The sequence below is a fragment of the Pseudorhodoferax sp. genome (assembly GCF_047601025.1).
In the GTDB taxonomy this organism is placed as follows: Bacteria; Pseudomonadota; Gammaproteobacteria; order Burkholderiales; family Burkholderiaceae_C; genus Pseudorhodoferax.
This window is the reverse complement of record NZ_JASGJZ010000001.1, coordinates 1,287,377-1,299,608: the sequence shown is the minus strand read 5'-3', so window position 1 is coordinate 1,299,608 and position 12,232 is coordinate 1,287,377. Positions and strand designations below refer to the sequence as shown.

The following is a 12,232-nucleotide window of genomic DNA, read 5'->3' as shown; positions in this document are numbered from 1 at the left end:
CGACGTGCAATGCATACATTTCTCCAGACGAAATTGAATGTATGCGTATGGACACCATCGAACGGGAACGGCCGGAGGCGCACTGGCCGCGCTGGATGGCACAGCGGCGCCGGCCGCGCGTGCTGCTGGCCTGGGAGCACGGCCGCAACTTCGGCCGCCTGGCGCGGCTGCTGGCCGTGGCGCGCATGATCGAGCAGCAGGGCGGCGAGCCGGTCTGGGTGCTGCCGCGCAGCCAGCGCGACGCCGCGCCGCTGGCCGGCCTGAACCACCGCCGCTTCGTCGCGCCGGTGCTGGAGCAGCAGACCTTCGGTGTGGATTTCCGCGCCGATTCGTTCGCCGACGTGCTGCAGTCGGCCGGCTTCGACCGCGCCGACCGGCTGCTCGAGGCGGTGCAGGCCTGGGCCCGGCTGCTGGAGCAGGAGGCGCCCGAATGCGTGGTGCTGGACTACGCGCCCGCCGCGCAGCTGGCCTGCCAGCTGCTGGACGTGCCGGCCGTGCAGATCAGCAACGGCTTCGACGCGCCGCCGCCGGACTGCCCGCCCTATGCCTGCGTGCGCGCGCAGTCGCCGCTCGGACAGCGCGCCGCCGAACGCGCGGCCGCCGTGTCCGAGACGATCACCCGGGTCGGCCGAGCCTTCGGCGCGGCGCGGCCGACCTCGCTGGCGGCCATCCTGCGCCACCCGCGGCTGGTCTTCGAGTGCATTCCCGAGATCGACCCCTACGGGCCGCGCACGGACGGCCTGTGGATCGGGCCGCTGGGCGCCCCCGGCGACACCGTGGACGTGCCCTGGCCCGAGGGCTGGCAGCGCCGCCGCGTGTTCGCCTACCTGCGCAGCGCGGTCGGCGCCACGGCGCTGCTCGACGAGCTGCTGCTGTCCGACGCGGTGACGCTGTGCGTTTGGCGCGACGCGCCCGACGAGGTGCTGGAGCGCTACCGCAACACCGGCGTGCGCGTGCTGCGCGAGCCGATGCGGCTGGAGCGCGTGCTGGCCGAGGCCGATGCGGTGGTCAACCACGGCTCGACCGCGATGGTCTGCCGCACGCTGCTGGCCGGCAAGCCGCAACTGATCCTGCCGGCCGATTTCGAGAAGCTGAAGGTGGCCCAGCGCACGGTCGAAAGCGGCGCTGCCGCGCTGTGGAACCCGGCCCAGTGCAGCGCGCGCGAGGCCGTGCGGCTGCTGCTGCACACGCCCGCCAGCGCCACCGCCGCGCGCCGGATCGCCGCGCGCTACGCGCCGGCCTGGTTCGAGGCCGGCCGCAACCGCTTCGCGCGCGAGCTGATCGGCGGCGTGGTGGCCTAGACCGCCAGCGGGTCCACGTCCACCGCCCAGCGCAGCACGCCCTCGATGCCGGCCGCGCGCCGGGTGGCGTGCAGCACCGGCTGCCAAGCCGCCAGGAACTGCTGCAGCGCCGCGCGCGAGTCGCTTTCGACCAGCATCTGCGCGCGCTCCACGTTGGCCACGCGCTGGACCGCCATCGGCACCGGCGGGTAGCGGCTGACCAGGTCGGCGCCGGGCAGCGCCTCGGCGTCGGCGCCGGCCTGCGCCAGGAAGGCCTGGGCCGCCTGCTGGGTGCGCGCCTCGGCCCGCACCAGCGCCTGGTGGCTGAACGGCGGCATGCCGGCCTGCTGGCGCTCGGCCAGCTGGGCCGCGGCGAAGGCCGGGAAGTCGTGCCGGCGCAGCGCCGCGAACAGCGGGTGCTGCGGGTGCGCGGTCTGGATCCACATCTCGCTGGCCGCGCCCTGCGCCGCGTCGCGGCCGGCGCGGCCGGCGGCCTGCATCAGCAGCGCGAACAGCCGCTCCGGCGCGCGGAAGTCGCTGGAGAACAGCGCGCCGTCCGGGTTCACGGCCGCCACCAGCGTGATGCGCCGGAAGTCGTGGCCCTTGGCGATCATCTGCGTGCCGACCAGCACGTCGACGGTGCCGGCGTGCACCCGGGCCAGCTGCTCCTCCAGCGCGCCCTTGCGGCGCGTGCTGTCGGCGTCGATGCGCAGCACGCGCGCGCGGGGGCTCTCGCCGTCGGCGGCGCCGGGCCGCTCCACGTGCGCCAGCAGGTGCTCCAGGTGTTCCTCCAGCCGCTCGGTGCCGCGGCCGATCGGCGCCAGGTCCACGTCGCCGCATTCGGGGCAGGCCTGCGGCACGCGCTCGGCGAAGCCGCAGTGGTGGCAGCGCAGCGAGCGGTCGATCTTGTGGAACACGCGGTAGGCGCTGCAGTGCGGGCACAGGCTCTTCCAGTCGCAGCTGGCGCAGCCCAGCACCGGCGCGTAGCCGCGCCGGTTCAGCAGCAGCATGGACTGCTCGCCGCGCGCGATGCGCTCGGCGATGGCCGCCACCAGCGCCGGCGCGATCTGCGTGTGGCGCGGCACCAGGCCCATGTCGACCAGGCGCACCGCCGGCAGCCGGCCGGCGCCGATGCGGCTGGGCATGGCCAGCCGCTGGTAGCGCCCGCCCTCGGCGGCCGGGCGGCTGTGGTGCCAGCTCTCCAGCGAGGGCGTGGCCGAGCCCAGCAGCACCCGGCAGTGCTGCGGGTCGCCGGCGCGCCGGCTCTCCTGCCGGGCGCGGTAGACGGCCAGGTCGCGGGCCGAGTAGCGGGCGCCTTCCTGCTGCTTGTAGCTGGGGTCGTGCTCCTCGTCGACCACGATCAGCCGCAGGCCGGGCATGGAGGCGAAGACCGCCATGCGCGTGCCCAGCACGATGCGCGCGCCGCCGGCGGCCGCGCCGGCGTGGGCCGCCAGCCAGCTGGCCAGGCGCTGCGCCGGCGTCATGCCGCTGTGCAGCGCGACCAGCGCCTGCGGGCCGTACAGCGGCGCGAAGCGGGCCGCGAAGCGCGCCTGCAGCTGCGGCGTCAGGTTGATCTCCGGCACCATGACCAGGGCCTGCGCCGCCGGGTCCGCCGCCAGCAGCTCCTGCACCGCGCGCAGGTAGACCTCGGTCTTGCCGCTGCCGGTGCTGCCGAACAGCAGGAAGGGGCCGGCCTCGCTGCGCAGCCGGGCCAGCGCGGCCGCCTGCTCGGCGCTGGGCGCCGGGACGGGGGCCGGGTCCGGCGCGGCGGCGTCCCCGGCGCCTGCGCCGCGGGCCTTGCGGCCGAGCCGGCGCTGCCACTGCGCGGCGTCCAGCTCGCGCAGCTGCGGCGGCAGGGCGGCCAGCGCCACCTCGCCCAGCGCGCGCTGGTAGTAGCCGGCGGCGAAGCCGACCAGCTGCCGCCAGGCGGCCGACAGCGGCGCGATGCCGTCCAGCACCGCGGCCACCGGCCGCACCTCGCCCGGCCCCGGCTCGGCCTCTCCGTCCCACACCACCCCCAGCGTCTCGCGCTTGCCCAGCGGCACGCGCACCAGGGTTCCGGGCGCAAGCGCCCGCTCGCTCGCGTAGCTCAGCGGGCCGGACAGCGCGCTGTGCGCCGGCAGCTGCACGACGACCGGCAGGCGTTCAGCCATGGCCGGCGCCTCCCGCCGTGGATTGTTGAAGTGGTCTCAAGGTATCGGGCTTAAGTCGTTGATTCCAGGCTCGTTTGCGAGTCATCCAGAATTCCTGTGGATAACTTTGTTGATAGCGCCGGCGCGCCTGTGCCAAACCCTTGCAAATCAAGGCCTGGCGCCACGTTGCCCGTAAAAAAAGCAAATCCACAACTCCATATGAATCAACGGCTTGCGATGGCTATGGGTTTTGTAGCGGGGAGGCGAAGGGGCTTGACAGCGGCCCCGCAAGCATCCCTTGTTTTGTGCATAAGTAACGCGGGGCCGGCTTCTCCGTGCCGCCCGGGCTGCGCGCCGGTGCCTGCGCGCCCGCGGCCGCCCTCAGCCGCGCAGGCGCCGCGAGTGCGTGTGGACCGCTTCCACCAGCGCCCGCACGTGCTCCGGCGGCGTGTGCTGGCTGATGCCGTGGCCCAGGTTGAACACGTGCGTGGGCCCCTGGCCGGCGCCCTGGTGCGGGGTGCCGAAGCGCTGCAGCAGGCGCGCGACCTCGGCCTCGATCGCCGCCGGCGGCGCGAACAGCACGTTCGGGTCCAGGTTGCCCTGCAGGGCCTTGCGGTCGCCGACCTCGGCGCGGGCGCGGCCCAGGTCCACCGTCCAGTCCAGGCCCAGCACCTCGCAGTCCAGGTCCGCCATCTCCTGCAGCCAGGGGCTGCCGCCCTTGGTGAAGACGATGCGCGGGATGCGCTGGCCGGCGTGCACGGTCTCCAGCCGGCGCAGCACCTGCTGCGTGTAGGCCAGGCTGAACTGCTGGAACGCCCCGTCGGCCAGCACGCCGCCCCAGCTGTCGAACAGCATCACCGCCTGGGCGCCGGCCTGGATCTGCGCGTTCAGGTACGCCGCCACGGCGTCGGCGTTGACCTGCAGCATGCGGTGCATCAGGTCCGGCCGGGCGTACAGCATGGTCTTGACCAGGCGGTAGTCGTCCGAGCCCTGGCCCTCGACCATGTAGCAGGCCAGCGTCCAGGGGCTGCCAGAGAAGCCGATCAGCGGGACCCGGCCGTTCAGCGCGCGGCGGATCGAGGCCACGGCGTCGAACACGTAGCGCAGCTCGTCCATGTCCGGCACGGCCAGCCGCTGCACCGCGGCCTCGTCGCGCACCGGGTGCGCGAAGCGCGGGCCTTCGCCGAGCGCGAACGACAGGCCCAGGCCCATCGCGTCCGGCACGGTCAGGATGTCGCTGAACAGGATGGCCGCGTCCAGCGGATAGCGCGCCAGCGGCTGCAGCGTGACCTCGGTCGCGTAGTCCGGGTTCGTCGCCAGCCCCATGAAGCTGCCGGCCTTCGCGCGCGTGGCGCGGTACTCGGGCAGGTAGCGGCCGGCCTGGCGCATCAGCCAGACGGGCGTGTGGTCGGTGGCCTGGCGCAGGCAGGCGCGCAGGAAGCTGTCGTTCTGGAGCGGGGCAAACATGGCGGCGATTGTCGCGCAGGGGGTGCGGCCGCCCCGGCCCGCGGCCGGCGGCTAGCGCACCGGCAGGAACTGCAGGAACTGCCCGCCCACCAGGGTCTGCACGTAGCCGATCGCGGCGCGGCGGTACTTCTCGGTCAGGTAGGCGGCCAGCAGGTCCAGCCGGGCGACGATCTTGCCGAACTCGCGCTCGAAGCTCAGGTTGCGCTCCTGCGCGCCGATCTCGTCGGCCAGCAGCAGCGGCCGGCCGTCCGCGCCGCGCCGCGTCGCCAGCAGCCAGGCGGCGGCCTCCACGTTGCGCGCGGCGTTGTACAGGTGCTGCGGCTCCAGGCTGTCGAGCAGCGTGAAGTGGGTGCGGCCGCCGTGCGCGGCGACCAGCATGTCGGCCAGGGCGTAGACGAAGGCGCCGACGCGGTCGCCCACGAAGTCCGGCGCCAGGGCCAGCGCCAGCGCCGCCACGTCGCGCCGGCCCTGCAGCGCGGCCGGCGGCTGCTGCTGGCGGATCGCGGCGGCCAGGCGGTCCAGCGCGTCGTCGCGGCTGGCCAGGCCCGCGCGGCGCCACGCGATCGGGTTGCGCCGGTACAGCTTGTCGGCCAGCCGCATCAGGCTGTCCATGTTGTCGCGCATGGCCAGCGTGGCCATGCGGTTGGTGTCGGACTGCAGCAGCTCGCCGGAGGAGGCCGCCTCGCCGCGCACGCGGCCCTGCGGCGCCGGCGCGCCGGCGCAGCCGGCCAGAAGGGTCAGCGGCAGCGTGCCCAGCGCCGCCAGGGCGGCGCGCCGGCCCTCAGCCGAAATGGTCGAACGAGGCGAAGCGCGCATCGACGGGCCGGCCGTCCGGTTCGACCACGCGCACGCCCGGCGTGGCCTCGACGCGGCCGATGCGCGTGACCTGCAGGCCGGCGTGCACGCTGGCGCCCTTGACGCCACCGCGCGCCGTGGCCGGCGCGGTGAACACCAGCTCGTAGTCGTCGCCGCCGGCCAGCGCGAACTGCAGCGTCTGCGCGTCCGTCAGCACGCCGGGCGGCGTGGCCATTAGCGTGCGCGCGGCCGCGGCGTCGATGCGCGCGCCGACGCCCGAGGCCTTCAGCACGTGGCCCAGGTCGCCGAGCAGCCCGTCGCTCACGTCCACCGCGGCCGAGGCCACGCCGCGCAGCGCCTGGCCCAGCACGCTGCGCGGCTCGGGCCGCTCCATGCGCGCGCGCGCCGGCGCGAACACCTCCTGCGGCACGGACAGCGTGCCGCGGAACACCTCCAGCGCCAGCCGCGCGTCGCCCACCGTGCCGCTGACGTAGATCTCGTCGCCCGGCCGCGCGCCCGAGCGCAGCAGCGCCTGCCCGCGCGGCACTTCGCCGAAGGCGGTGATGCAGATGTTCAGCGGGCCGCGCGTGGTGTCGCCGCCGACCAGCTCGCAGCCGTGCGCGTCGGCCAGCGCCAGCAGGCCCTCGGCGAACGGCGCCAGCCAGGCCGCATCGGCCGCCGGCAGCGCCAGCGCCAGCGTGAAGGCGAGCGGCCGGGCGCCGCAGGCGGCCAGGTCCGACAGGTTCACGGCCAGCGCCTTGTGGCCCAGCGCGCGCGGGTCCACCGTGGGCAGGAAGTGCCGGCCCTCGACCAGCATGTCGCTGGTCACGGCCAGCTGCATGCCGGGGGCCGGCTGCAGCAGCGCGCAGTCGTCGCCCACGCCCAGCGCGGCGCGGCGCACCGGGCGCTTGAAGAAGCGCTCGATCAGGTCGAATTCACCCATGTCGGTCGTCGTCCGTTGCGCAGCGCGGCCGCGGCCACCTGCAGGGATGTGTCATGGCTCGCCGCCGCGGAAGCGGCCGGCTGCCTGGCGGACCACCTCGGCCAGCAGCCGCTCCTCGGCCTGGCGCTCGCGCAGCCAGCGCGCGTCGTTGCGGTTCTGGTCCACCTCGGTGCGCAGCAGCGCCAGGCCGGCCTCGGCGCCGAGCTCGCGCGCGTGCGGCGCAAGCTGCTCCATGGTTGCGCGGATGTGCTCGCGCAGCGGCAGGTGCTCGCCGCTGGCCGGGTCCACGTAGACCGCGTCCAGCCCGAAGCGGCAGGCCTGGAAGCGGTTGTAGGTGTAGACGAGGTAGTCGTCGTCCTCGGGCACGAAGGGCCGGTCGTGCATGCACCAGGCGGCCAGGCTCTGCACGTAGGCGGCCAGCGCGGCGGCGCGCTGCACGGTCAGCGGCGTGTCGAACACGCGGATCTCGATCGTGCCGTATTCCGGCTTGGGCCGGATGTCCCAGTAGAAGTCCTTCATGCTCCTGACGACGCCGGTGCGCGTCATCTTGTCGAAGTAGGCCTCGAACGCGTCCCAGGTCAGCGCGAACGGCGCGCGGCCCGACAGCGGGAACGCGAACACCGAGTTCAGCCGCGCCGAGTCGAACATCGTGTCCTGCCCCTGCACGTAGGGCGAGGAGGCCGACAGCGCGATGCAGTGCGGGATGTAGCGCGACAGCTGGTGCAGCGTGACCAGGGCGGTGTTGGCGTCCGGGCAGCCGATGTGCACGTGCTGGCCGAAGATCGTGAACTGCTTGGAAAGGTAGCCGTACAGCGCCGACAGCTCGCGGAAGCGCGGCTTGTCGTAGATGCGCTGCTCGTGCCACTGCTGGAAGGCGTGCGTGCCGCCGCCCAGGATGGCGATGTTCAGCTTGTCGGCGCAGGCCACCAGCGCGTCGCGCAGCGCGGTCAGCTCGTCCAGCACCTGGCCGGCGCTGCGGCACACGCCGGTGGAGATCTCGATCATGCTGGAGGTCATCTCCGGCACCACCGAGCCGGGCAGTCGGCGGGCGGACATCAGCCGCAGCATGTCCTGCGCATAGGGCGCGAGGTCGTAGTCGTGGGTGTTGACGAGCTGCAGCTCCAGCTCCACGCCCAGCGACAGGGCGTCGGAGCGGCCGAACGGTTCCAGGCCGGCGCCGGTACTGGTGGGCGGCGGGGCGGCGCTCATTCCAGGCCTCCGCGCCCGCTGTCGTTGGCCTCGCGCTCGGCCAGGCGCGCGCTCTCGCCGGCGCGCTGCAGCGCCAGCGTGGCGATCACCGCGCCCACCACCTCCATCATCAGGATGGCCGGCAGCGCCACGCCGGCGATCGTGGCGCGGTGCGCCTCGGACGCCAGCGCGAACTGCGAGGCCAGCAGCAGCGCCACGGCCGACATCGGCGACATCGCGCAGCCGGTCCACAGCGCCTGCGACAGCCGCAGGCCGCTGCCCGGGCTCGCCACCACCGTGCCCGCCACCTTGGCGGCCAGGCGCACCGCCACCACGCCGAACACCAGCGCCGCGCTGGCGGACGTCCACACCGTGCCGGCCGCCACCGTGGACACCAGCACGAACATCAGCATCGTCAGCATCGCCGCCGCCGTGCCCAGCTGGCGCGGCCAGACCCAGGGCCGCGGGTTCAGCTGCTTGAGCAGCAGCCCCGCCAGCAGCGCCGACAGCGGCGCCGAGCCGCCGACCAGCGCGGCCAGCGCGGTGCTGGCCGCGATCAGCGCCAGCAGCAGCATCGAGGTGTTCTCGCTGGCCGGGCTCATCACGTGCAGCGCCGCGCGCATGGCCAGGCCCAGCAGCGCCGCCACCACCAGCGACAGCGCCAGCAGGACGACCACCGGCGCGATCGACTCGGCCACGCCGGTGCGCTGGCCGCCGTCGATCAGGCCGGCCAGCGCGCCGCCGAGGGTCAGCGCGTACAGCGTGGACAGCGTGGACAGCACGATGGCCCGCTCGGTCACCGGGCCGGCGGCGCGCGCGTCCATCACCACGCGCGTCAGCACCGCCGGCGAGGCCGCCACGGCCACGACGGCCAGCGGCTCGGCCGCGCCCTCGTCCACGCCGAAGCGGCGCAGCAGCCAGTACACGGCGACGAAGGTCAGCACCGACTCGGCCAGCGACTGCACCAGCACCATCGGGTTGTGGCGGAACCAGCGCAGCGAGATGCGCGCGCCGGCCTCGAACAGCACCACCGCCATGCCGATCTCCAGCAGGAACAGCGCGTTGCCGGCCAGCGGCCAGGCCGCGTCGGCGAAGCCGAAGAAGCCGGCCACGCCCCCCACCACCGAATAGCCCGCCACCTTGGGCAGGCCGCTGTAGCGCTGCACCAGGTAGCCGGCCGCCGCCGCCGCGGCCAGCACCAGCGACCAGGCCAGCGTCGTCAGGCCGGGGCCGGCCTCAGCGTTCCACGAGCTCAGCAATGCCTGCATCGTTTCCTGGTCTCCTCGTCGCGTCGTCGTGGGCCGCCGCGGTGGCGCTGCGCAGCGGCAGGAAGAACTGCAGCGGCCGGCGGCGCAGCCGCGAGCGGATGGCTGCGTAGATGCGCGCGCGGTCCACGCCGCTGACGTTGTGGGCGCGCGCCGCCACGCGGAACGCCAGGTAGAAGCTGACCGCCAGGTTCAGCGCGCCGATCGCCGGGATCGCCGCCGCGCACCACCAGAACGCGGGCTGGCGCAGCACCTCCCAGCCCAGCGCCGCCACGGCCGCGGCCAGCTGGCCGGCCGACAGCGTGACGTGCCGCACGTCCAGCGCCAGGCCGAAGAAGGCCGCGAACGCCGGCACCAGCCCCAGCATCAGGCCCAGGCTGATGTTGCTGGCGAAGCCCGACACGTTCTCGCGCATGAAGCCGGCCCAGCGCGCCGCGCGCTGCACGCCCAGCACGCGCGTGATGCGCGGGTTGTAGCGCAGCGCCGAGTCCAGCCGGTGCAGCACGAACCAGTTCTCCACCCAGCCGGCGACGATGCTGGCCGCGAACAGCAGCACGCCGGTGAAGGCCGCGTACAGCGCGGTCGGGCCGCGCAGGTCCAGCGCATGCAGCACGTAGTGCGCGCCCGCGGCGTCGATCATCGGATGGCCCAGCGCGCGCTGCATCAGTAGGCTCAGGCCCAGCACCGCCGGCACCACCAGCAGCACGTTGCCCAGCACGGCCGCCACCTGCGAGCGCGTGAGATGGGTGATCTCGTCGACGAAGCACACGACCGCGTCGCCGCTCAGGTCCTTCAGCCGGGCCGCCATCGCCGGCGCCGTCATGGCCGGCTGCTTGGTCGCCAGCGTGCAGTGCAGCAGCTGGATCAGCACGAAGCTGGCCGCGTAGGCCAGCCCGGACCAGAAGCCGCCCCAGAACGCCGGCAGGCCCAGGGCGACGATGCTGAACTTCAGCAGCACGGTGACGCTGGTCAGCACGCCGCCGCCGGCGGCCTTGCGCAGCATCCGCAGGTAGCTGGCCGCGTCGCGCGTGATGTAGTGCTCGCCGGTCTCGGCGCTGCGCTCGGCCACCTTGGCCGCCAGCAGCGAGGAGTTGGCGCGCACCAGCGCGCGCACGCTGCGCTTGTCCTGCTCGGCCTGGGCCATGCGCGCGATCAGCCGCGCGCCGCTGGCCAGCGGCCGCCCGCCCAGCAGCATGTCCAGCAGGTCGCGCACGCGCAGGATGCGCTCGCGCAGCTGGCGCAGCCGGAACACCACGCCGACCGAGATGCCGTTCTCGTCCAGGTGGGCGTAGACGTCGCCCACCGCCTGGCGGCAGGACTCCAGCCGCTCGCGCAGCTGCTGGGCCGCGGCGTCCACGGCCTCCTGCGAGGCGGTCTGGCGCACCGCGCGCGCGAGCTGGTCCACGTCGCCGACGAGCTGGTGGAAGGCCCGGTCCGCGCGCGCCTTCTCGCCCATGCGCAGGCGCAACTCGGGCGCGAAGCCGTTGGCCTGGATCTGGCCCGCGCAGTAGGTGATGGCGTCGAGCACGATGTTCTGCCAGGGCGGCTTGCGCGGGTCGTCCGGGTCGGACAGCTGCACGGCCAGCCGCCGCAGCAGCGGCTCGTCCAGCGCGGCCAGCCAGGCGCCGTCGAGGCGGTGCGGGAACGCCAGCGAGAACAGCGCCGAGGCGTCCACCGTCTCCGGCGTGCCCGGCAGCAGCTTGCGGCGCAGCCGCTCGGACAGCTCGCTGAAGAAGGCCGTGCGCGGCGCGAAGCCGTGGTCGCCCAGCAGCACCGAGAAGTCCACCGTCAGCACCATGGTGCGCCACCAGGCGCGCAGGCGCGGCAGCAGCTCGGGCCGCGCCTCCAGCGCCTCGACCAGGAACTGCACGCGGCTGACCGCGGCCGGCACCGACCGGCCGTCGCCGCGCACCCAGTCGAGCACGCCGATCAGCCAGATGTGGCGCTGCGCCAGCGGCGCCGACGGGTCCAGCGCATCGAGGATGCGGTTGATGTCCTGCATCGCGGCGGGATCAATGCAGCACGCGCGCGCCGCCGCCCGCGTCCAGGATGAAGGCCGGGATCTCGGCCTCGAAGCGCGTGCCGTCCTCGGCCACGCAGAAGTAGCTGCCGCGCATCGCGCCGGTGGGCGTGCGCAGCCGGCAGCCGCTGGTGTACTGGAAGGATTCGCCGGGCTGCAGCAGCGGCTGCTGGTCGACCACGCCCAGGCCCTTGACCTCCTCGGTGCGGCCGTTGCCGTCGGTGATGATCCAGTGGCGCGAGATCAGCTGCGCCGCGACCGTGCCGCTGTTGTGGATGGTCACCTGGTAGGCGAAGCCGTAGACGGCCTGCTCGGGCGAGGACTGGTCCGCCAGATGGTGCGGAACGGCCTCGACGGTGAACTGGTATTGGGGCATGGCCGGCATCCTAACTGCTGCCCCCGCGGCGCCCTGCAATACCCGGCTCGGGGAAAATGCCCGCCCATGAGCCCCTCGACCCGCCGCCCCACCCATCGCATCGCCCCCTCGCTGCTGTCCGCCGATTTCACGCGGCTCGGCGCGGAGGTCGCCGACGTCATCGCCGCCGGCGCCGACTGGATCCATTTCGACGTGATGGACAACCACTACGTGCCCAACCTGACCTTCGGCCCGATGATCTGCAAGGCGCTCAAGCCGCTGTGCCGGCAGGCCGACGGCACGCCCGTGCCGATCGACGTGCACCTGATGGTCCAGCCGGTGGACGCGCTGGCCGCCGCCTTCGCCGAGGCCGGCGCCGACCTGATCAGCTTCCACCCCGACGCCAGCACCCACGTGCACCGCAGCATCCAGGCGATCCGCGCGGCCGGCTGCCGGGCCGGCCTGGTGTTCAACCCGGCCGCGCCGCTGGACGTGCTGGACTGGGTGCTGGAAGACCTGGATCTGGTGCTGGTCATGAGCGTGAACCCCGGCTTCGGCGGCCAGGCCTTCATCGACAGCGCGCTGCGCAAGATCGAACTGGTGAGACAACGCATCGACGCCAGCGGCAAGGACATCCGCCTGGAGGTGGACGGCGGCATCAAGGCCGACAACATCGCCCGCGTCGCCGCGGCCGGCGCCGACACCTTCGTGGCGGGCAGCGCCATCTTCGGGCAGAAAGATTACAGGGCCGTGATCGGGAGGATGCGCGAGGCGCTGGCGGGCTGAA

The 12,232-nt window shown here is 73.9% G+C and carries 10 protein-coding genes; 2 read left to right on the top strand and 8 right to left on the bottom strand.

Going from position 1 to position 12,232, the window contains the following annotated elements; all coding sequences use genetic code 11:
- The first annotated feature begins 47 nt into the window (after positions 1 to 47).
- Positions 48 to 1,301, top strand: coding sequence for a glycosyltransferase (locus tag QM782_RS06145; RefSeq protein ID WP_415202028.1), 1,254 nt, complete (start codon positions 48 to 50; stop codon positions 1,299 to 1,301).
- On the opposite strand, the gene priA is transcribed toward QM782_RS06145, so the two are convergent.
- From priA to apaG, 8 genes are all read right to left on the bottom strand, one after another.
- Positions 1,298 to 3,433: a primosomal protein N' gene (gene priA, locus QM782_RS06140; RefSeq protein ID WP_415202027.1), complete on the bottom strand. Its 2,136-nt coding sequence runs from the start codon at positions 3,431 to 3,433 to the stop codon at positions 1,298 to 1,300. The two genes, QM782_RS06145 and priA, sit on opposite strands and share 4 nt — an antisense overlap.
- A 360-nt stretch (positions 3,434 to 3,793) precedes the next feature.
- Entirely contained in the window at positions 3,794 to 4,879 is a 1,086-nt protein-coding gene (hemE, locus tag QM782_RS06135; RefSeq protein ID WP_415202026.1) for a uroporphyrinogen decarboxylase, read from the bottom strand.
- A 51-nt stretch (positions 4,880 to 4,930) separates the two neighbouring features.
- Entirely contained in the window at positions 4,931 to 5,695 is a 765-nt protein-coding gene (locus QM782_RS06130) for a hypothetical protein (protein WP_415202025.1), read from the bottom strand.
- Positions 5,661 to 6,617, bottom strand: a complete 957-nt coding sequence (thiL, locus tag QM782_RS06125) for a thiamine-phosphate kinase (protein WP_415202024.1) — start codon at positions 6,615 to 6,617, stop codon at positions 5,661 to 5,663. The genes QM782_RS06130 and thiL overlap by 35 nt, the downstream gene beginning before the upstream one ends.
- Before the next feature lie 51 nt (positions 6,618 to 6,668).
- Positions 6,669 to 7,826 (bottom strand): YbdK family carboxylate-amine ligase, encoded by a 1,158-nt coding sequence (locus QM782_RS06120; protein ID WP_415202023.1) that lies wholly within the window; start codon positions 7,824 to 7,826, stop codon positions 6,669 to 6,671.
- Positions 7,823 to 9,073: a cation:proton antiporter gene (locus QM782_RS06115; protein ID WP_415202022.1), complete on the bottom strand. Its 1,251-nt coding sequence runs from the start codon at positions 9,071 to 9,073 to the stop codon at positions 7,823 to 7,825. Before QM782_RS06115 ends, QM782_RS06120 begins: the two co-directional genes overlap by 4 nt.
- The gene (locus tag QM782_RS06110; RefSeq protein WP_415202021.1) at positions 9,042 to 11,072 is read right to left on the bottom strand and encodes a site-specific recombinase; all 2,031 of its coding nucleotides are present in this window, start codon (positions 11,070 to 11,072) and stop codon (positions 9,042 to 9,044) included. The genes QM782_RS06115 and QM782_RS06110 overlap by 32 nt, the downstream gene beginning before the upstream one ends.
- 10 nt (positions 11,073 to 11,082) lie before the next feature.
- The gene (gene apaG, locus QM782_RS06105) at positions 11,083 to 11,466 is read right to left on the bottom strand and encodes a Co2+/Mg2+ efflux protein ApaG (protein ID WP_415202020.1); all 384 of its coding nucleotides are present in this window, start codon (positions 11,464 to 11,466) and stop codon (positions 11,083 to 11,085) included.
- A gap of 66 nt (positions 11,467 to 11,532) precedes the next feature.
- On the opposite strand from apaG, the gene rpe reads away from it, so the two are divergent.
- Positions 11,533 to 12,231, top strand: a complete 699-nt coding sequence (gene rpe / locus QM782_RS06100) for a ribulose-phosphate 3-epimerase (RefSeq protein ID WP_415202019.1) — start codon at positions 11,533 to 11,535, stop codon at positions 12,229 to 12,231.
- The last annotated feature ends 1 nt before the right edge of the window (position 12,232 follow it).